The sequence below is a fragment of the Mycobacterium sp. Dal123C01 genome, from assembly GCF_052566995.1.
The window spans coordinates 5,758,413-5,778,217 of sequence record NZ_CP199580.1 but is presented as its reverse complement, the minus strand read 5'-3'; the positions used below and the strand labels follow the sequence as shown (position 1 = coordinate 5,778,217).

Annotated in this window: 14 protein-coding genes and 2 pseudogenes; 11 read left to right on the top strand and 5 right to left on the bottom strand. The window is 65.3% G+C overall.

Annotated features, from left to right (window positions below):
* Positions 1-255: 255 nt before the first annotated feature.
* Together ACTXG5_RS27015 and ACTXG5_RS27010 are read right to left on the bottom strand one after the other, a co-directional pair.
* Positions 256-738, bottom strand: a pseudogene (locus tag ACTXG5_RS27015) (PPE family protein); the annotation flags it as partial.
* The gene (locus tag ACTXG5_RS27010; RefSeq protein ID WP_445161695.1) at positions 735-2,057 is read right to left on the bottom strand and encodes an MFS transporter; all 1,323 of its coding nucleotides are present in this window, start codon (positions 2,055-2,057) and stop codon (positions 735-737) included. The pseudogene ACTXG5_RS27015 and the gene ACTXG5_RS27010, both read right to left, overlap by 4 nt.
* 338 nt (positions 2,058-2,395) lie before the next feature.
* Here ACTXG5_RS27010 and ACTXG5_RS27005 point away from each other — a divergent pair, with 338 nt between their 5' ends.
* Genes ACTXG5_RS27005 through ACTXG5_RS26990 form a run of 4 tightly spaced genes read left to right on the top strand, consistent with a single transcriptional unit; the run spans position 2,396 to position 6,970 of the window.
* Positions 2,396-3,481, top strand: a complete 1,086-nt coding sequence (locus ACTXG5_RS27005) for a phosphotransacetylase (RefSeq protein ID WP_445161694.1) — start codon at positions 2,396-2,398, stop codon at positions 3,479-3,481.
* On the top strand, positions 3,478-4,899 hold the full coding sequence (gene sauS, locus ACTXG5_RS27000) for an acylating sulfoacetaldehyde dehydrogenase (RefSeq protein WP_445161693.1): 1,422 nt from the start codon (positions 3,478-3,480) through the stop codon (positions 4,897-4,899). Before ACTXG5_RS27005 ends, sauS begins: the two co-directional genes overlap by 4 nt.
* Before the next feature lie 2 nt (positions 4,900-4,901).
* Complete coding sequence (locus ACTXG5_RS26995) at positions 4,902-6,056, top strand: succinate--CoA ligase subunit beta (protein WP_445161692.1); 1,155 nt, start codon at positions 4,902-4,904, stop codon at positions 6,054-6,056.
* A 2-nt stretch (positions 6,057-6,058) separates the two neighbouring features.
* Positions 6,059-6,970, top strand: a complete 912-nt coding sequence (locus ACTXG5_RS26990) for a succinate--CoA ligase subunit alpha (protein WP_445161691.1) — start codon at positions 6,059-6,061, stop codon at positions 6,968-6,970.
* Positions 6,971-7,371: 401 nt separating this feature from the next.
* Here the strand turns inward: ACTXG5_RS26990 and ACTXG5_RS26985 are convergent, their stop codons facing one another.
* The 3 genes from ACTXG5_RS26985 to ACTXG5_RS26975 are packed head-to-tail and all read right to left on the bottom strand — an operon-like array spanning position 7,372 to position 12,899.
* Complete coding sequence (locus tag ACTXG5_RS26985; RefSeq protein WP_445164616.1) at positions 7,372-8,496, bottom strand: Mrp/NBP35 family ATP-binding protein; 1,125 nt, start codon at positions 8,494-8,496, stop codon at positions 7,372-7,374.
* Between the two features lie 7 nt (positions 8,497-8,503).
* Complete coding sequence (locus tag ACTXG5_RS26980) at positions 8,504-11,332, bottom strand: molybdopterin-dependent oxidoreductase (protein ID WP_445161690.1); 2,829 nt, start codon at positions 11,330-11,332, stop codon at positions 8,504-8,506.
* Between the two features lie 13 nt (positions 11,333-11,345).
* Positions 11,346-12,899: a 4Fe-4S dicluster domain-containing protein gene (locus ACTXG5_RS26975; protein WP_445161689.1), complete on the bottom strand. Its 1,554-nt coding sequence runs from the start codon at positions 12,897-12,899 to the stop codon at positions 11,346-11,348.
* 116 nt (positions 12,900-13,015) lie between these two features.
* On the opposite strand from ACTXG5_RS26975, the gene ACTXG5_RS26970 reads away from it, so the two are divergent.
* From ACTXG5_RS26970 to ACTXG5_RS26940, 7 genes and pseudogenes are all read left to right on the top strand, one after another.
* On the top strand, positions 13,016-13,954 hold the full coding sequence (locus tag ACTXG5_RS26970) for a LysR family transcriptional regulator (RefSeq protein ID WP_445161688.1): 939 nt from the start codon (positions 13,016-13,018) through the stop codon (positions 13,952-13,954).
* A gap of 19 nt (positions 13,955-13,973) precedes the next feature.
* Positions 13,974-14,786 carry an IclR family transcriptional regulator gene (locus ACTXG5_RS26965; RefSeq protein ID WP_445161687.1) on the top strand — a complete coding sequence of 271 codons (813 nt, stop codon included), beginning with the start codon at positions 13,974-13,976 and terminating at the stop codon, positions 14,784-14,786.
* 25 nt (positions 14,787-14,811) lie between these two features.
* Positions 14,812-15,594, top strand: a complete 783-nt coding sequence (locus ACTXG5_RS26960) for an IclR family transcriptional regulator (RefSeq protein ID WP_445161686.1) — start codon at positions 14,812-14,814, stop codon at positions 15,592-15,594.
* Positions 15,595-15,798: 204 nt separating this feature from the next.
* The gene (locus ACTXG5_RS26955) at positions 15,799-17,073 is read left to right on the top strand and encodes a hydroxyacid-oxoacid transhydrogenase (RefSeq protein WP_445161685.1); all 1,275 of its coding nucleotides are present in this window, start codon (positions 15,799-15,801) and stop codon (positions 17,071-17,073) included.
* A pseudogene (locus ACTXG5_RS26950) lies at positions 17,070-18,362 on the top strand (MFS transporter); the annotation flags it as partial. The gene ACTXG5_RS26955 and the pseudogene ACTXG5_RS26950, both read left to right, overlap by 4 nt.
* A 48-nt stretch (positions 18,363-18,410) precedes the next feature.
* Positions 18,411-19,487 carry a GTP 3',8-cyclase MoaA gene (gene moaA, locus ACTXG5_RS26945; RefSeq protein WP_445164615.1) on the top strand — a complete coding sequence of 359 codons (1,077 nt, stop codon included), beginning with the start codon at positions 18,411-18,413 and terminating at the stop codon, positions 19,485-19,487.
* A 4-nt stretch (positions 19,488-19,491) separates the two neighbouring features.
* On the top strand, positions 19,492-19,770 hold the full coding sequence (locus ACTXG5_RS26940; RefSeq protein WP_445164614.1) for a MoaD/ThiS family protein: 279 nt from the start codon (positions 19,492-19,494) through the stop codon (positions 19,768-19,770).
* The last annotated feature ends 35 nt before the right edge of the window (positions 19,771-19,805 follow it).

Below are 19,805 nucleotides of genomic sequence, written 5' to 3'. Positions count from 1 at the left end.
GCCGGCGAGCGCTCCCGAGCCGGCGGCCGCGCGCTGCCGTTACCCGCGGGTGTGCCGCGCAGCAGGCCGCTCGCTGGGCCTTCTTGGCCGGCAACATACTCGACGACGACGGTGGCGTGGGTGGGCGATCCGGGCGTAGGCCCACTTCGAGGGCACCGACAATCCCCCGACCTTGCTAGCCGAGGCGACGTTCGCCGACACCGACCTGCCCAGGCCACCCATGCCGAAAAGTCGTGGCGTCGGGTACCAGACACGTGCGTAGCCGTACATTGCGGCAGCGTCTTGAGCCCACATCTCGGCGTATTGGGCTTCGGTGGCCGCGATCGCCGGAGTGTTCTGGCCGATGAAGTTCGTCGTGATCAGCGTCATCAGCAACAAGCGGTTCGCCGCGATCACCGGCGGCGGGACCGTCAGTGCGAACGCGGCCTCAAAGGCCGCCGCGGCGGCCCTGGCCCGGTGTGCGGTCTCCGCAGCCAGTCCGGCCGCGGTGTTGAGCCAGGAAATATAGGGCGTGACCGCGGAAGCGATCGCCTGCGACGCCAGGTTCAGCCACGATGAGCCGGTCAACTTGGTGATCACCGACATGTAGCGGGTCGCGGTCGAATTCAACTCTGCGGTCAGGAGGTCCCAGGCCGCGGCCGCAGCCATCAACGGGCCCGAACCTGGACCGGCATACATCCGGCCCGAATTGCTCTCCGGCGGTAACGCCCCGAAGTCCAATGGCGGTGACGCTGTCATACGGCAACGGTCTCCACGGAGATCGGCTGTGGATTGACGCGCAGTGCGGCGATTGCCCCAATGAACAGCAGCGCGGCGGAGACGGCGAAGGGGACCGTCCAGCTACCGGTTGCGTCCAGCAGCATGCCGAACACCAGTGGGGAAAGAACGCCCGCTATCCCGAAGCCGGTGTTCATCAGCCCACCGGCGGTGCCGGCATGTTGCGGCGCGATGTCCATGGGGATGGCCCAGAGGACCGCGTTGGTCAACTCGAGGAAGAAGAACGACAAGGCCAGGAAAGTCGCGACGAAGACAAGGTGGTGGGTCAACAGCGTGGGCACCACGAAGACGAACGAACCGAGCAGGCCCACGACGAGCGTGGCGCGACGGGCGATCTTCGGGTTGCCCGTTCGCCGCAGCAGCGCGTCGGAGACCACCCCACCGGCGGTGTCGCCGACGACCCCGGCGCACAGCACCAAGGTGCTGAACATGGCGAAATGCTGGAGATTTAAACCGTAGCTCTCCTTGAAGAACGAGGGCAGCCAGGTAAGGAACACCCACAGCGTCCATCCGTAGCAGAAGTCCACAAAGGTCACCGGAAGAATGCGGCGCAGCAGCGGACGCCATGGGATCGGCGTACGGTTCGCCTGCGGCTGCTGTTCGGGCAGTTCCTTCAGCTCTGCTTCCGTCATCTTCGGGTGGTCGGCCGGCGAGTCGCAGAACGACCGGACCCAAGCAATGACCCACAGCAGGCTGATCGCGGCGAAGACCCAGAACGAAAGCCGCCAGCCGTAAAGCGTGATCAGCGCCGCGGCGACCAGTGGAGTGATGGCATTGCCAAGTCGCGCGGCGGAATGGGTCACGCCCTGAGCCAATCCCCGCTGATCCGCAGGCATCCACCTCGCCATCGCATTGGTTGCGGTTGGGAAAGCTGCTCCTTCGCCAAAGCCGAGCGCAAGTCGGGCGCCGACCAGTGATACCAAACCGACGGCGAATCCAGTGGCCGCGGTCGCCACCGCCCACACCACTCCGACGACGCCGAGCACGATGCGGGGTCCGAAACGGTCGCCGATCATCCCGCCGAAGATCTGAAAGAACGCATACGGAACAGCGAAAGCGGACAGGGCCAAACCGAGTTGGGTATTGGACAACCCGAGGTCGTGCTTGATGAACGGCGCGGCCGTCGAGATGTTCACACGGTCCACGTAGGTGATGAAGTACAGCAAGCACAGCAGAAACAGCACCTTGCCGCGCACGCGTCCGACGAACGCGGTGCGCAGCGATGGCCTAGCTCTCGGTCGTGCTTCACTCGCGTCGAGGTGTGGTGCGGGTTTGAGCATGTGGGGTCCACCGCCTAGCTATGCCTCGGCGGGGCAGCACCGAGGGTTTGAGTCGTCCCTAAATGTGAAAAGGCATCCCAGATCTGGTGGCATGTGACGCTAGCCACAAGACGCTGTGATGTCAATAACACCGCCCAACTTGCTCTCCGTAGATCACGCTTCGACTCTCGATATACGCTGCTAGATAAGGTATTAACGAGATCCTCGATCTGACGTGCCGGCGTCAGTCCGAGCGGCGTTCGCCACACCCCGCGAACCTTGACAGCGGTTCGGGATCATGACAGTTTGGGAAGTGATTTCATAATGTGAAAACAATCAACCTCAACCTGCGAGGATCGATGACCGTCAGCGACATCGCTGGTGCCCCGATGAACGCCGCGGACACGCGCACCGACCTCGGCGTTCTCCAGGCCCTGCGGATCGCCTGGCGAACCGTCCTCGCAGGCCGAAACGTCCGGGTGGCGCTGGCCGATGGCGAAGACCCGCGCGTGATTGCAGCGTCAGCGCGGCTCACCGAATCCGGAACCGTGGTGCCGTACCTCGTCGGCCGCCGGACGGTGATCCAGGACGTGGCGGCGCGAAGCGGGATCAGGCCGCCGCAGGAATCGTTGATTGTGGACACCGCCTCGGCGGACCGGGTGGGGCAGCTCGCCGCAGCGCTGCGCAGCGCGCTGCCATCCCGCTTTACGCAGGCGCAGATCTCGGAGCTGCTCGGCGATCCGCTTTACGTGGCGACCGCCCTGCTGCGCATGGACGCCGTCGATGCGTGCGTCGGGGGGGCGTCCCGTCCAACCGCAGACGTGCTGCGTGCCGGGCTGCGGGTGGTCGGGTTAGCACATGACACACACACGGTGTCGAGCTGTTTCTTGATGGGGCTTCCCTCCGGGCAGGTAATCGGATACGGAGACTGTGCGGTCATTCCCATGCCCGACGACCAACAGCTCGCCGAAGTCGCGGTAGCCGCGGCGACGACTTATCGTTCGCTCACGGGGATCGAGCCTGTCGTTGCGATGCTGTCGTTCAGCACCAAAGGCAGTGCCGCACATGCCGAGGTCGACAAGGTGCGCCGGGCCACCGAGATCGCCCGCCAGCTTCGCCCGGATTTATTGATCGAGGGCGAGCTGCAGTTCGATGCCGCGTTCGTCGCCGAGATCGGAGCCAGCAAAGCACCAGGCTCGGTCGTCGCGGGACGGGCCAACGTGCTGATCTTTCCCAACCTCGACGCGGGCAACATCGCGTACAAAATCACCGAGCGAATCGGCGGGGCAGCCGCGCTCGGGCCGATCCTTCAAGGCTTCGCCCAGCCCATCAACGACCTGTCACGCGGATGCAGTGTCGATGACATCGAGTTCGTGGCGCTGGCAAGCGCCGTTCAGGCCGCCAGCGGAGCGGCATCGTTGCCCAGAATAGGAGAGCCAGCATGATGACCTCAGCCACGGTAAAAGTCGAAAGCGCCGAACCGGTTGTGGCCGATATGGTGCGGCGTGCGCGCGCGGCCCAGGCCCAGGTCGCGGGATGTTCCCAGGAACGCCTGGACCACATCGTCGCGGCCGTCGCGTGGGCAATCGCGGAGCCCGCCAGAGCGCGTGAGCTCGCCGAGCTCGCGGTTCGTGACACCGGACTCGGCAATGTCGAGGACAAGACGCTGAAGAATCAGCGCAAGACGATGGGTACGCTGCGCGACCTCACCGGCGCGAAGTCGGTGGGTGTCATCAGCGAAGATCGCGACACCGGCATCACCGAATATGCCAAGCCGATGGGCGTCGTTGCGGCCGTCTGTCCTTCGACCAATCCCGCCGCGACCCCGGCGAACAAAACGATGATGGTGCTCAAGGGTGGCAACGCCGTCATCCTGTCCCCGTCGCCCAAGGGAGCGTCCACTTGCGCGCTCCTGGTCCAGCACATTCATGAGCAGTTCGACCGGTTGGGGGTCCCGCGCGATCTAGTGCAGTACACCGCGGCACCGTCCAAAGCGCTGACGTTCGAGTTGATGCGACAAGCCGATTTCGTCGTCGTGACCGGATCACAGAAGAATGTGCGCGCCGCCTACAGCAGCGGGACGCCCTCGATCGGTGTCGGTGTGGGCAACGCGCCGGTCATCATCGATGCCGACGCGGATCTCGCCGACGCGGCAGCGAAGATCCGCGCCAGCAAGACGTTCGACTACGCGACCAGTTGTTCCTCGGAGAATTCGCTGCACATCCACGCCGACGTCTACGACGCCGCGATCGAAGCACTGCGTAGTCAGGGAGCCTATCTGCTGAGCCCAGACGAGAAGCGACGCTTGCAGCAGGTGATGTGGCCCGACGGCAACCTCAGCCCCGAGGTCACCGCGCAGCCGCCGGGCAAGATCGCCGCGCTGGCCGGTCTCAATGGGCGGGGAGCACACGACACCGAGTTCTTCCTCGTCGAGGAGGACAGCTACGGCCCGGACCACCCATTCAGCGGCGAGAAGCTTTCCGTGGTGCTCACCGTCTACCGGTTCGCCGATCTGGACGAGGCGATCGACCGGATCCAGGGAATCCTGGACTTCCAGGGCGCGGGTCACTCGTGTGGCATCCACACCAAAAACGACGACCAGGCGCGACACGTCGCCGAACGACTGCAGGTGGCCCGGGTACTTGTGAACCAGGCGCATTGCTTCGGCACCGGTGGCGGATTCGACAACGGGCTTGGCTTCACCCTGACGATGGGGGCAGGTACCTGGGCAGGCAACAGCATCTCCCACAACCTGTCTTACCGGGACTTCCTCAACATCACCCGACTCGCGCGGGTCATCCCGGCTTGTGAACCAACCGAAGAGGACCTGTGGGGCTCCTACTTCGCTACTTACGGACGGTGATCATGAAACTCCTCGAATACCAAGGCAAGCGACTGCTTGCCGATGCCGGCGTTCGCATTCCGAAAGGGGAAGTCGTCGACTCGCCAGAGGCGGCGATGGAAGCTGCGGCGACCATCGGCGGCCGGGTGGTGCTCAAGGCTCAGGTGCCGGCCGGCAAACGTGGTAAGTCGGGCGGTGTCCTGTTCGCCGACGCGCCCGACCAGGCCGCGGATGCGGCCCGCCGCCTGCTCGGCACCGAAATAGGCGGATACCGCGTACAGGAACTCATCATCGAGCAATGCGTGGACATCGAGCAGGAGCTGTATGCCGCGATACTCAACGACGCCCAGACCAAAGGCCCGCTGCTGTTGTTCTCCACCGCGGGCGGTATGGACATTGAAGAGATCAATGCTGAGTTCCCGGAGCGGGTCCACAAGCTGCCCATCGACATCCTGTGTGGTCTGGCCCAGGACGCTGCCGCCGACATGCTTGCCGCTACTGACCTTCCCCAGACGTCGCAGGCAGCGGTAGCGCAGACGCTGGCCGCGCTCTATCAGGCCTATTGGTCGGCCGACGCCGACTTGGTCGAGGTCAACCCGCTGGCCGTCACGACCTCGGGCGAGCTCATAGCTTTGGACAGCAAGGTTTCGCTCGATCCGGGCGCGCTGTCCCGGCACCCGGCCCTGGTCGCGGATCTTCGCGCCGATCAGTTGGAGGTTGGGACCGAGCTTGAGCGCAGCGGTCGCGAACTGGGTCTGCAGTTCATCGAGCTGGATGGCGACATCGGGATTCTGGCCAACGGTGCGGGGCTGACCATGACGAGCCTGGATGTGGTCAACCACTACGGCGGCAGGCCGGCCAACTTCTTGGAGATCGGCGGCGACGCCTATACCAAGGCCACCCCGGCCCTAAAGCTGGTCTTGGACAATCCACGGGTGCGCAGCCTGCTGATCAATTTCTGTGGCGCCTTCGCCCGCACCGATGTCATGGCCGAAGGCGTTGTCACCGCCATCGAAGAGCTGCGACCGGAGATTCCCTATTTCTTCACCATCCACGGCACCGGCGAGGAGGAGGCGATACGCCTCGTCCGCGAGCGGCTTGGGGTGGATCCTTACGAACTCATGGACGATGCCGTCAAGGCCGCAGTTGCCGCCGCGGCGACCACAGTGGAGGTGTAACGATGTTGATTCGACGCGGTGAGACAGTCGTTGTCCAAGGGATCACCGGTAGGCAAGGCTCGTATTGGACCGAGCGCATGGTCGAGTGCGGTACCGAAGTCGTCGCCGGTGCGAGCCCCGGCCGCGGGGGACGCATGGTCAACGGCATACCCGTTTACCACAGCGTGGTCGAGGCGGCAGCGCATCACCGGCTGGACGCCTCCGTGCTTTTCGTCCCACCGATGCACGCCAGGGCCGCGGCACTCGACGCGATCGCAGCGGGCGTCGGCAAGCTGGTTCTGCTCACCGAGCATGTGCCGGCGCAGGATGTCATGGAAATCCTCGCCCGCGCCGCAGCGGCCGGAACCACGGTGCTCGGACCCAACACCGCAGGACTGGTCGTGCCGGGCGAAACATCGATCGGCATCATGCCCGGATTCGCGCACAACATCTTCCGGCCGGGTCCGATCGGCGTCATCTCGCGCAGTGGCAGCCTGGGCACGCTGGTGTCGATGGAACTGATCACCGCAGGCTTCGGGCAGAGTGCCTTCATCGGCATCGGCGGTGACCCGATCCTCGGCACCACGACGCTGGACGCGGTGCGGCTCCTCGACGCCGATGAGCGCACGTCGGCCGTCGTCGTCGTAGGCGAAATCGGAGGTGCGGTGGAGGAGGAAGCCGCGGTGTATATCGCCGGCATGACCAAGCCCGTAGTCGCCTTCATCGCCGGGCGTACCGCCCCGCCGGGGCAACGGATGGGCCATGCCGGCGCAATCGTGACCGGTGGCCGCGGCAGTGGTGAGTCGAAGGTGCGCGCCCTCACCGAAGCGGGCGCGGTGGTCGTCGACGTGCCCAGCGCAATCGGCGAAGCTCTCCGCTCGTTGGGCGTGCAAGCCACGCTGTCACCGGCTGAGCCTGCCCGCAGCGGATCCTGATCGCTCGGGTTTCGGGTCCGCCTGAGGTCCCTTTGCTCGATGGGGCTGCAGCCTGAGGTCCCTTTGAGCCGGCGGGAACCTTCAGAGATCACCGGCGCGCTGCCGAGTTCCAGCACTGGCTTGCGGCCAACTCGGCTGCTGTCGGGGGTGTGCGGCGCCGCGCCCAAGGGTGGTTTGGATCGACTACCACGACCAATGCATTGGGTTTCCGGGGCACGCAAACCGCCAATCGGCGCGGCTCACATGAGGACGAGATCCCTTTCAGTCCAATCATTGTCAGCGTTTTCAGTTTCGATTTGTGTGGCGTGAGGAAATGCCTCGCGGGGGAGGGGCCTGGCGGCACCGCTGGAAACCGGGCCTTGAGCGTCGGGTATCTCCGGCGATCCGTATTCGTCTGCCCCTCAACCGGTTACGGTCAGAGGAAGCGACATTCCGGCCAGTGGCCGACGCACCGCGGGCAGCCGCGCCGCGAGGCGCGTCAGGGCCGCGGCGGACGGCGCCTGCGGCCGCTGGATAACCACGGGTGTGCCCTCATCACCGGCCGAGCGCAGCTCCACATCAAGGGGGATCTGACCAAGCAATTCGGTGCCGAGTTCGTCAGCCAACCGCGACCCACCGCCCGAGCCGAACATTTCGGTGTGCTCACCACAGCGACCGCACACCACGGCGCTCATGTTCTCCACCACCCCGACGATCGGCATCCGCATATTGGTTGCCATGCGTCCGACTCGAGAAGCGACCCGCTGCGCCGCGGGTTGTGGCGTGGTGACGGCGAGCAGTCCGGCCTGCGGGACGAGCTCCAGCAGCGACAGTGTCACGTCGCCTGTGCCCGGAGGAAGGTCGATCAGCATGACATCGATGTCACCCCAATGGACGTCGAACAGGAACTGCTCGAGCGCCTTGTGCAGCATCGGACCGCGCCACACAACGGGCTCTTCCTCGTCGACGAAGAATCCGACGGACATCAGCCGCACACCGTGAGCTTCTACCGGCAGCATAAGACCGTTGAGCGCGACCGGGCTTCGGCGGACCCCGAACAGCTGGGGCACCGAATAGCCCCACACATCGGCATCCAGCAAGGCAACGCGCTGGCCCGACATGGACAGCGCCGCAGCCAGATTGGCCGCCACCGTGGACTTGCCGACACCGCCCTTACCACTGGCGACCGCGTATACCTGCGTCCCGTCGGCGAGTCGCGGTCCGTCGGTGCCGCGCAGCCGCCCGGCGAGGGCGAGACGCTCTCGCTCCGACAGAACGCTGAAGGTCACCTCGACCGTGGTGACGCCGTCGACCGCAGCAAGCGCGGTGGCCATGTCGGTACGCATGCGCTCGCGCATCGGGCAGGCAAGCGTAGTGAGCGCGACTTCGACGTGAGCCACGCCGTCGCGTCCCGCGTCAGCGCGCCTGATCATCCCCAGATCCCCTAGCGGACGGTGGATCTCGGGATCCTCCACCGCCTCCGCTGCCGACCGCAACTCGTTATCGTCGACAAGCGTCCGGCGCCGATGCCGCGTCATCATCGCGATATCGCTGTCATGTCTCGACCCGGTAGCCGCGCCGCGTCGGCGCGAGGGGCCGCATCATGAATTCGGGGCGGCGCTGTCCGCCTGGTCCCAGGGTGTTCCTGGTCCCAGACAGCCATTCTCTGTACACCTCGGAGGAACGTCGGGTGTCGACGTAGACATCGCCATACCTGTCTTCGGCGTGGGCGGGCTCCAACCGGATCTTCTGCAGCCAGCAGTGCATGCCCGAGTGGGGGTCCGGATGGACGCCGAACGCGAGATTCTGGTGGACGCCGGGGTCGTCCCACGTGATGCGGGAGGAGTCGGGGTCGTTGGACGAGAATGCCGCGACCCCGCTCTTGTGGCGGAGCAACCAGGTGTGCTCGCCACCGGGATGGGACAACTCGACCATCCCGGACACCCAGCGACTGCCTTCGCCCGGATGAAGGCGCCAGCGACCCATATGGTGGGAGAGTGCGCACACGCCCGGGCGGATACCCTCGGTGACCCAGGCCCGGGCAACGAAGTAGCCGATTTCGGTGCTGATCCGCACCAAGTCGTCGGTGCCCACCCCGTGTCGGGCGGCATCGCGCGAGTTCAGCCAGAGCGGGTGCGTGTTGGATATTTCGTTGAGGTACTTGGCGTTTCCGGAACGGGTGTGAACCAACGTGGGCAACCGGAAGGTCGGGACGAGGACCATCTCGCCGGCGTCGAGGTCGATCTCGCTGGCCGCGACATGCGAGCGAATGTATCCGGGTGTCGTGTGCTCGGGCCAGCCCCAGTCCCGCATTGCGGTGGAGAACACCTCGAGCTTGCGTGACGGGGTCGGCCATCCGAAGGTCACGGTTCCATCGTCATGTTGCAAACCGACCGCACCGGCTTCACCGACGATCGGTGCGACCGAGTCCAGGGTCACCGGCTTGCGCACCACTCCCAGCTCATCGACTGTGGTGTCGACGAGCTCCGTGTCGTCGATAACGCGTTCGTCGCGGCGGTAAACGTGCTGTTCCACCTCGACCACACCGTAACGGCGCATGTATTCCAGTGGTGTCATGCCTTGCGCGGCGGCCTTTTCCGGAAGTCCGGGAACGCTGTGCTCGAACATCCACCGGTAGTAGTCGTCGACGGTGATCTTCTGGCCGGAGTGGTAGGGAGACTCGAAGTACTTTCGGATGCCCAAGGCACCGTCGGGGTCAACGCGCCAGGAGAGCTCGAACCAGAACTCGTTTTCCTCCCACACCTCACCGGGGTTGGCGTCGCGGGTGTCGGTGCAGGACTGTCCGAGCTTCTCCATCGCGACGCGGCGTACCGGTTGCCGGAAGCCGAGCCACCGGCCGGCATGCGTTTCGTAGGAGTGCGTGTCGTGCCGTTCGCTGGAGTGACCCATCGGGAGCACGTAGTCGGCGAATTCGGCTGTCTCCGACCAGGTCGGGGTCAGCGCGACGTGCAGGCCCACCTTGTCCGGATTGGACAGTTGCTCGATCCAGGTGAACCCGTCCGGGTTCGTCCAGATCGGGTTGTAGACCCGGGAGAAGTACACCTCCAACCTCCCGCGTCCCTCGGCGAGGAAGTGCGGCAACAGGATCGACATCTCGTTGGTGCACAGCGGGAAGTCACGCGGGAAGGTCAGCTCGTTCCACCGCTCGTGGTGGTTCGGCATGTTCGGGGGTTGCGGGATGAACTTGTGCCAGCCGTTCGGGCTGGTCCCACCGCGGGTTCCGATGCTGCCGGTCAGGGCGATCACGAACCACAGCGAACGGGCGACCTGCCAGCCGCCCAGGTTGCCGGCGGCAGCCGCGCGCCAGATGTGCGACGACAACCGGTTGTCGCAGTCAGCGACGAGTTCGGCAATCTCCTCGATCTTCTCGGCGGGCACCTTTGCTTCCTGCGCGGCGAATTCGAAGGTGTACTCCGCGTAGTCGTCGGTGATGCGGTCCAGGAACGTCTCAAAATCCTGCGGCGCATCGGGATGCAGTTGCTGTAGATAGGTGCGCCAGTTGAGCCAGCGACGCAGGAATGGCTCGTCGATGCGCCGGGTGCGAAGCAGGTAAGACGCCACCGCAAGCAGGATCGCGGCCTCGCTACCCGGCCACGGTGCCAGCCAGATGTCCGCGTGCGAGGCGGTGTTCGACATCCGCGGGTCGAGCACGATCAGTTTGGCACCGGACTGCTTGGCTTCCATGATCCGCTGCGCGTGCGGGTTGAAGTAGTGCCCGGTCTCCAGGTGACTGGAGAGCAGCAGCATGACTTTGGCGTTCGCATAGTCGGCCGAGGGACGGTCGAAGCCCGCCCACAACGACATGCCCAGCCGGGCACCGGCCGAGCAGATGTTGGTGTGGGTGTTGTGCCCGTCGACTCCCCAGGTGTTCAGCATCCGCTCGGTAAAGCCGTCCTCACCCGGCCTGCCGACGTGGTACATGATCTCGTCGTGGCGGCCCTCGGTCAGTGCCGTGCGGATCCGCTCGGCGATGTCGTCGAGCGCTTGGTCCCAGCTGACCCTCTCCCAGCTGCCGCCGCCCCGCTCCCCGGTGCGGCGCAACGGGTACAGGATCCGTTCGGGGTCGTTGAGCTGGTTGACGGTGGCGGGACCCTTTGCGCAGTTGCGGCCCCGCGAGCCGGGATGCGCGGGGTTGCCTTCCAGCTTTTTGACCGACAGGTCCTCTTTGTCCACATAGGCCAGCAGCCCGCAGGCACTTTCGCAGTTGAAGCACGTGGTCGGGATCAGCATGTAGGAGTGCGGCACCTTGCGGGGATGGGCCTTGGCGTCGTACTCAATGTGGTTGTCCCAGGCGGACACTGGCGGAAAATTGCGCAGGTGCTCGTGGCGGCGTGCGCCCGGGAGAACCGGTTCGACCGACATGGGTGCTCCTTACTTAGGACAGGGGGACATCTTGGCCGGCGCGGACGAACACGCTCTCGTAGACGAGCAGCGCCGCTTGGACGACGAGACCGCCGACGACCGCGAGCGCCACGGGCGCAGTGCTTGCCAGGGCCCAGCTGGCACCGGCAAGCACAGCGGCCAGGACCGCCAGGGCCACACCACCCACCCAGAACTCGCGTGCGTAGCGACCCTTGACGACCATGTGCGCGGCAGCAGCCGCGTGGCTGGTCGGGTGTCGGCCGAGGAATTCGAGGAGCACCATCAGGACATGCCCGACCGTGGCGACGGTCAGGGTGACCAGCAGCAGCTCCCAGGCGTTGCGGCCCGGATGGGTGGCCACGGCGGCAACCGTCAGCGCGCCAGCGCCGACCATGAATGCCTGCACGATGAGGTGCCAGAACAGCAGCGGCGATTGCCACAGATCCCGGCCTTCTGCCTGCCCGAAGAGGAACCCGGTGTAGCCAGTGGTCATCGTGGCGGCGAGCAGAGTCGGTACCGCGATTGCGGACAGCATCGAGCCGCTCGTCTTCGCGTCCAGTAGGCCCGCGTAGTCGAGCATGCCGATCCCCAGCCACGCCGAGAACAGCGCGCCGGCCACGCCGAGGACCACCGAGCCCCAGAACAGCCACGAGCGCGGATTGGGTTTCAGAAATATATAGAGGAACCGCTCGGGTCGTTTGAGATCCCAGACGAGCAGGACCCCGGTGATGCCGACCCCCGCGAGCCCGATCATCGGCGCGACAACCGAGCCCAGCAGATCGAGATCGACTCCCATCAAGCGGGCGAGCGTAGCGATCAGCATGGCCCCGGCACCGACCGCCTTGGTCCACAAATAGGTCGTCACCCGCCAGCCCCACGGCCGCGGATGGGCGGTGTTCAGTGTGGTCCGCGCCTTGCTGACCGGGTCGATGGGAAGGTCGGTGGAGGCTTCCCTGCGGTGCTTGTCGGGGCGTGCCCACAGATAGGACTTGCCGGTCGGAGCGGCCAACGGGTCGAGCACCGCCCGGTCAGCGCCGAGGTAGAAGACGTTGGGACCGGTGTTCTGCTCCGGCGCGCGGACCTGCACCGGGTTGGAATTGACCAGGCGGGCGATACCGCTGGTCGGATCCTCCAGGTCGCCGACCCAGATCGAATGCGTCGGACAGACAACGACGCACGCCGGCTCCAGCCCCTCGTCGACCCGATGGGCACAGAAGTTGCACTTGGAGGCGGTGTGCGTGTCCTCGTCGATGTAGATCGCGTCGTAGGGGCAGCCCTGCATGCATGCCTTGCACCCGATGCAGCGCTCGTTGTCAAAGTCGACGATGCCGTCGTCGCGCTTGTACAGGGCTTTCGTCGGACAGATCTTGACGCAGGGCGCGTCCGTGCAGTGGTTGCAGCGCATGACGCCGAAGTCGCGCGTCGTGGCCGGGAATTCCCCGGACTCAACGTATTTCACCCAGGTTCTGAACTGTCCGACGGGGACTTCATGCTCGGTCTTGCAGGCCACGGTGCACGCGTGACAGCCGATGCAAGTGCGCTGGTCGATCGCGAATCCGTATTGCATTGCATCTCCGATTCCGTTGTGGCAGCGACGTTAACGACCGCCTGCCCACGCCGGTAGCGCCCTTGGACTTGGAAGGCCCAAAGTCTGGTTTTGACCCCACCCAGTACCGTTAACTCGTGCCGCTGTCACCACGGGTGCCGGAGATCGGTTCGCTCGACCTGCTACTTAGCGTGGCCAGGTTGGGCAGCCTCGCGAAAGCCGCCCGCGAACATGGCGTTTCGCAGCCTGCCGCGGCGTCGCGCATTCGAAACATGGAACGGCTGATCGGCGTCGCCCTCATCGTGCGGTCCACGACCGGATCACGGCTGACCGATCACGGCGCGATGATCGCGAACTGGGCCCGGCGGGTGGTCGACGCCGCCAGCGAACTGGACGCGGGCATCACGGCGCTGCGCGACCATCAGGCGAGCCGGATTCAAGTCGCCTGCAGCATGACGATCGCCGAGTATCTACTGCCCGGCTGGTTGTCCGAACTGCGCAGGCGGCTGCCCACCGTGACTATCGGTCTGCAGGTGATCAACTCCGTCAAAGTCGCCGAACTGGTGCTGGCCGGGGCCGCCGACGTCGGATTCGTCGAGGGTGCGGAAGTCAGCGACGGTCTGGATTCCGTTGTGGTGGCTCACGACGAGCTCGTCCTGGTGGTAGGCCACTCGCACCCCTGGGGCCGCCGCCGGGCCTCGGTAGACGCGGAGCAGCTCAGCCGCACCGCCATGATCAGCCGGGAACCGGGATCCGGCACGCGGTATGTGCTCGAGCACGAACTCGACCGTCTCGGCTACCCGGTCACCGCTGATCCGATGATGGAGCTGTCATCGACGACCGCGATCAAGGCCGCGGTGGAAGCGGGGATCGGCCCGGCCGTGCTGAGCTCACTGGCGCTTGCCGACGAAGTCGCTCAGCACCGGCTGATCATCGTCCCGACTGTGGGGATGGATTTGCGGCGCAGCCTCCGGCTGGTGCTGCGGTCCGGTGAGCAACTACCGCCGGTGTTGCGCGATGTCGTCACCGCGACCCGAGTGATCGCTAGGTCCGATACCAGTCAACTGTCAGGTTGATGTCGTTATCCTTATTGCCATGGCAGGGGAATCGGACGTGGTCGGCGGCGTGACGGCGGTGGCGGACGAGCCGCTTCTGGGCACCCAGACGATCAGCCGCGCCCTGAGGGTGCTGGGCATTCTTCGGCAGTCCCCGAGCGATTTGGGTGTGACCGAATTAGCCCGCACGCTCTCGTTGAACACGAGCACTACCCACCGGATTGTGCGCGCACTTGTCGCGGCCGGCTACGTCGTGCAAAGCGACCAAACCGAGCGGTATCGACTCGGACGAGAGGCTTACTTGCTCGGTCGTGCCGCCGAGCGCAGTTTGGGGTTCGATAGCGTGGCCCCGGTCCTGGAGCGGCTGAGCGACGAGTCGGGCGAGTCGTCCAATCTTGTCGTCCGAGACGGTGACCACGGCCTCGTCGTGCTTCGCGTGGAGTCGAAACACCCGCTGCGCTTCATCCAGCCCGTAGGGACGAGGATTCCGCTGCACTGCACCAGCAGCGGCAAAGTATTTCTGGCGTTCGCGCCCGACATCACGGCTGAGGTGGCCGGGCTCGGCGAGCTTCGCCCGCTGACGCCGATCACCATCACCTCGGGCAAAGCTTTGTTGCGCGATCTCGAGGAGACCCGCGCCCGTGGGTATGCCATCAACCTTGGCGAGCGCCTCGACGGAGTCCGCGGAGTCGCCGCTCCAGCTTTCGACGCGCAGGGCACCGTGATGGCTGCAATTGCGGTGCAGGGGCCCGAAATGCGCGTTCGCGACGATCGGCTGGACGATCTCGGCCGCCTCGTCGTCAGCACGGCCAAGGAGGTCGCCGCGCTGCTGCCTGGTGGCTACCGGATCTGAAGGAGAGGACCGGTGGCTGGGCGCCGTGAGTGAGAATTTGCCTGCGGGGACCCAATCAGTGGGACGGGCACTCGCCGTATTGAAGTTGCTTGCCGGCTCACCGGATGAACTCAGTGGCAACGCGATCGCAAACGCGCTCGGGCTCTCGTCGGGCACCGCCAATCGGTTGATCCGGGCGTTGATCGCCGAGGGTCTCGTCGCGCGCAATCCACTTTCCGACTGCTACTACCTCGGCAGCGGCGCGGTGCTGCTCGGTCAGGCCGCACAGCGCGGGTTGGGCATCGAAAAGGCGCTGCCCATCCTCGAGCGCCTCAACACCGAGACCGAAGAGGCGATCAACCTGTCGATCCGCCAAGGCGCGGAGTCGGTGGTGATGATGCGGGTGCGGTGCACGCTCCCACTGCGGTACGAACAGCACACCGGAACGCGGTTCCCCCTCTACAGCACCGCTTCCGGGAAGGCCATCCTGGCGTTCTCGCCCGATGCCGATCGATACCTCGACTCGTTGCCGTCCAAACTCGTCAAGGTCACTCCGCACAGTCTGAACACCCCCGCAGCTCTGGCCGATCAGCTCGCCGGCATCCGGCGATGCGGCTATAGCATCGACGAACAGGAAAACATCGAGGGCTTGCGCTGTGTGGGCGCCCCGGTGCTGGACCCGCAGGGACACGCGCACGCGGCGCTGGTCATCCAGGCTCCTACGGTCCGCATGTCGAAAAGCCGGATTCGCACATTGGGCAAGCAGGTTATCCGGGCCGCGCGAGATGTTTCACAGTTCGTGCCCGTCGACCGGACCATGTCATTCTGAGATCCTGGGTGGTTCTGAAATCCCGGTGAATTTACTTTTGCCAGAGCTCTTTCGATCTGCTGGCCCCGCACCGCAAACCGCGTAGCCCAGTGGTTAGCTGGAGCCGGCGCCGGGGTGTGATCCACTTCTCAATGGCGGCCCGGAGGCGTACTGTCCCACAATGTGGGGACCTCCCCTACATTGTGACCGTCAAAGGCGACGAGGATGCCCGGATCACTTCAGAACGAGACCGTATTTACTTGGGCCGCACCACCATTGAAATTTGGCCTGGGAGCCCTCGATGAGATAGGTGCCGAACTATCGGCGCTGGGCATCGAATCCTGCTTAGTGATCACTGACCCGGGGGTGCGCGCCGCGGGTATGCCGGACCGGATCTATGAGCAATTGATCGGGGCCGGAATCAAATCGGAAGTGTTCGACAAGGTCGCCGTCGAGCCCACCGACGACAGCATCGCAGAAGCCGTGACCTACGCCAAACAACAAGAGTGGCAAGGTTTTCTGGCGGTCGGTGGTGGCTCGGCAATCGACACCGCGAAAGCGGTGAACCTCCTGACAACCCATCCCGACGGCGAACTGTTGGACTTTGTCACGGCGCCCATCGGGGGCGGCCGGGCACCGTGGCTACCGTTGAAACCGCTGATCGCGGTGCCAACCACCGCAGGCACCGGATCCGAATCCACCAGCATTTGCGTGGTCGACTTGCTGGGACTGCATCTGAAGGCCGGAATCAGCCACGCAAAACTGCGCCCGACGCTGGCCGTAGTCGACCCGCTTGCCACCGTCTCGCTGCCGCACCAGGCGACTGCCGCCAGTGGGATGGACGTCTTGTCACACGCGCTGGAGAGCTACACCTGCATCCGATTCGACGCCAAGCCCGCGCCCGCCGATCCGATGATGCGGCCCGCGTTCTGCGGGTCGAACCCGATCAGCGACACGTGGTGCGAACTGGCGCTGACGCTGGTAGGCAAGTATCTGCGGCGGGCCGTAATGAACGGCCGTGACCTCGAGGCCCGGTACCAGATGGCGCTGGCCTCCACCTCGGCCGGCACCGGCTTCGGCAACGCCGGCACGCATCTGCCACACGCCAACGCCTATCCCATTGCCGGGGCGGTGGAGAACTATCAGGCGGAGGGATACCCACCGATGCCGATGGTCCCGCACGGGCAGGCTGTATCCGCAACCGCCGCAGCAGTTTTCCGCTGGACCTACCCGAGCGGGCCAGAGCGCCATCTGCGCGCGGCGGAGCTGCTGTCCGGGCAGCGGTTCACCGCAACCGACGGAGCCGATGCCCTCGCCCACGTGCTCAGCGAGCTGATGGTGGACATCGGTATGCCGGCGGGGCTGCGCGCCTTCGGCTACAGCGAACACCATCTGCCCACCCTCGTCGAGGGCACCATGAAGCAGACCCGGCAGTTGGCTGTCGTGCCGCGACCCGTGACGCGTGAAGCACTCACCCAGATCTTCCGGGAATCGTTTTGACCAGCCCGGCGCGCCCACGTCCGACACGGGCGGAAATTCGCACCGTCGTTGTATCCAGCATTCTCGGAACGACCGTGGAGTGGTACGACTTCTTCCTCTATGGGATCGCAGCCGGGTTGGTCTTCCAGAAGCTGTTCTTTCCGAGCGCCGATCCAATCGTCGGGACCCTGCTCGCTTTCGCGACTTTCGCGATCGGATTTGTCGCTCGCCCGATCGGCGGCCTGATCTTCGGTCATATCGGCGATCGCGTCGGCCGGAAGAAGACGCTGGTTGCCACGATGATCATCATGGGGCTGGCGACGTTTCTGATCGGTCTGGTCCCGAGCTACGACACGATAGGCATTGGCGCGCCGATCCTGCTCGTGCTCCTGCGATTGGCCCAGGGTGCCGCGATCGGCGGCGAGTGGGGTGGGGCCGTGCTGATGGCCGTCGAGTACGCCCCAGACGGTAAGCGCGGTTACTACGGAAGTCTTCCTCAACTGGGCCTCGCGCTTGGATTGTTGTTGGGTACTGGCGTTTTCGCTGGGCTCAACTCGGTGATGTCGAGTGACGAATTCTTGGCATTCGGCTGGCGAATCGGCTTCATGTTGAGCCTCATCCTGGTTGCGGTGGGTACGTTCGTCCGTCTCAAGGTGATGGAAACCCCGGCTTTCCGCGGGCTTGGCAAAGTCGAAGCGAGATCGTCCCTGCCCGCCCTGGAAATGGTCAGAGATCCAGAATCACGGCGAAACCTATTGCTGGGTATGGGAAGTCGCTGGGCGGAGGGCGTCGCGTTCAACACCTGGGCGGTGTTCGTCATCACCTACGGCACCCACGTCCTGCGCCTGAGTCGCCAGACCATCCTGATATCAGTGATGGCGGCGGCGGCGACGATGGTCTTGTTCATCCCGTGGTACGGAAAGCTGTCTGACCGCTACGACCGCAGGAAGCTGTTCGCTCTGGGCATCGTGATCAGCACTGCGGCAACATATCCCGCATTCTTTCTGCTCGGAACTTTGCGAACGAGCGTGGTGGTGATCACCATCGTCGTCATGCTCGGGGTGCTCTACCCCATGATGTACGCACCCCAACCGTCGCTGTACGCCGAGATGTTCCCCACCAGGGTGCGCTACACCGGGATCTCGGTGGTCTATCAACTCTCCGGCATTGTCGCTTCGGGTCTGACGCCCCTGCTACTGACGTACCTGCTGAGCGCGGCCGGCGGTGCGACTTCGATGATCGTGGCGTATGTCTCCGCGGTCGGCCTCATCAGCGCCGTGTCAACCATGGCCATTCGTCGTCGCCGCGATACCCGCGAGGACATCGTCGACAACCCCGAGCCTGCTGAGACCGAGCGGGTGACGCTGACCGCGCTGGGGGTACCTACGGTGCGCCGGTCCGGCGACGCGGCGCTTGCGGACACACCCACTTCAGGCCCGTTGACGGATAGCTATGGCAGGGTCGCCACGGATTTACGGGTGTCGCTGACCGACCGTTGCAACCTGCGGTGCAGTTATTGCATGCCGGCGCAGGGTCTGGACTGGCTGCCCGGCGACCAGCTCTTACGGCCTGACGAGGTGGCCAGGCTGATGGGTATCGCCGTCACTCGGCTGGGCGTCACCAGCGTGCGCTTCACCGGCGGGGAACCGCTGTTGTCCCGTCACCTCGAGGAGGTGGTGGCCGCGGCGGCCGCCCTGCGGCCCCGCCCGGAGATCTCGTTGACCACCAACGGCGTGGGACTGGCCCGCCGGGCCACCGCGCTCGCCCACGCGGGCCTGAACCGGGTCAACGTCTCATTGGACAGCGTCGACCCGGCCCGCTTTGCGGCGATCACCCGTCGCGATCGCCTCGATGACGTGCTGGCGGGCTTGGCCGCCGCCGCGGCGGCCGGACTGACGCCGGTCAAGGTGAACGCCGTGCTCGACTCCACCACCGGACGCACCGATGTCGTCGAGTTGTTGCGGTTCTGCCTGCAGCACGACTACCAGCTGCGGGTCATCGAGCAGATGCCACTGGACGCCGGCCACCAATGGCGCCGCGAGGCCGCGCTGACCGCAGACGACGTGCTGACAGCGCTGCGGCCACACTTCGGGTTGCGGCCCGACCCGGCACCGCGCGGTTCGGCTCCGGCCGAGCTCTGGCTGGTCGACCCGGGCCCCACGACATCAGGCGGGAAATTCGGTGTCATCGCCTCGGTATCGCACGCCTTCTGCTCAACCTGCGACCGCACCCGCCTGACCGCCGACGGCCAAATCCGCAGCTGCCTGTTCGCCGCCGAAGAAACCGACCTTCGCGGCCTGGTGCGCGGCGGTGCCGACGACGACACGATCGAGCTCGCGTGGCGCACCGCCATGTGGAACAAACCCGCCGGCCACGGCATCAATAACCCCGAGTTCATCCAGCCCGCCCGCCCGATGAGCGCGATCGGTGGCTGACCCGATGAGACAGGCCGCCATCGAGCAAGACGGCCTCCACGTGACGGTGCGCTACTTCGCGGCCGCGCGAGCCGCCGCGGGAACCGAGTCCGAGATCGTGATCCTCAGCCCAGGAACCACCGTCGCCGAATTGGTTCAACGACTTGCCCGTTCGGGTATCCGCCTGGCAACGGTGCTGAATCGATCCTCGTATCTATGCGACGGAATCGCCGTCCGCGACAGATCCAAAGCGCTGCAATGCGGCGACACGATCGACGTTCTACCGCCGTTCGCCGGCGGATAACTCTCTTCCGTTGGCTCGGCGCGCGCGTCCTTCGA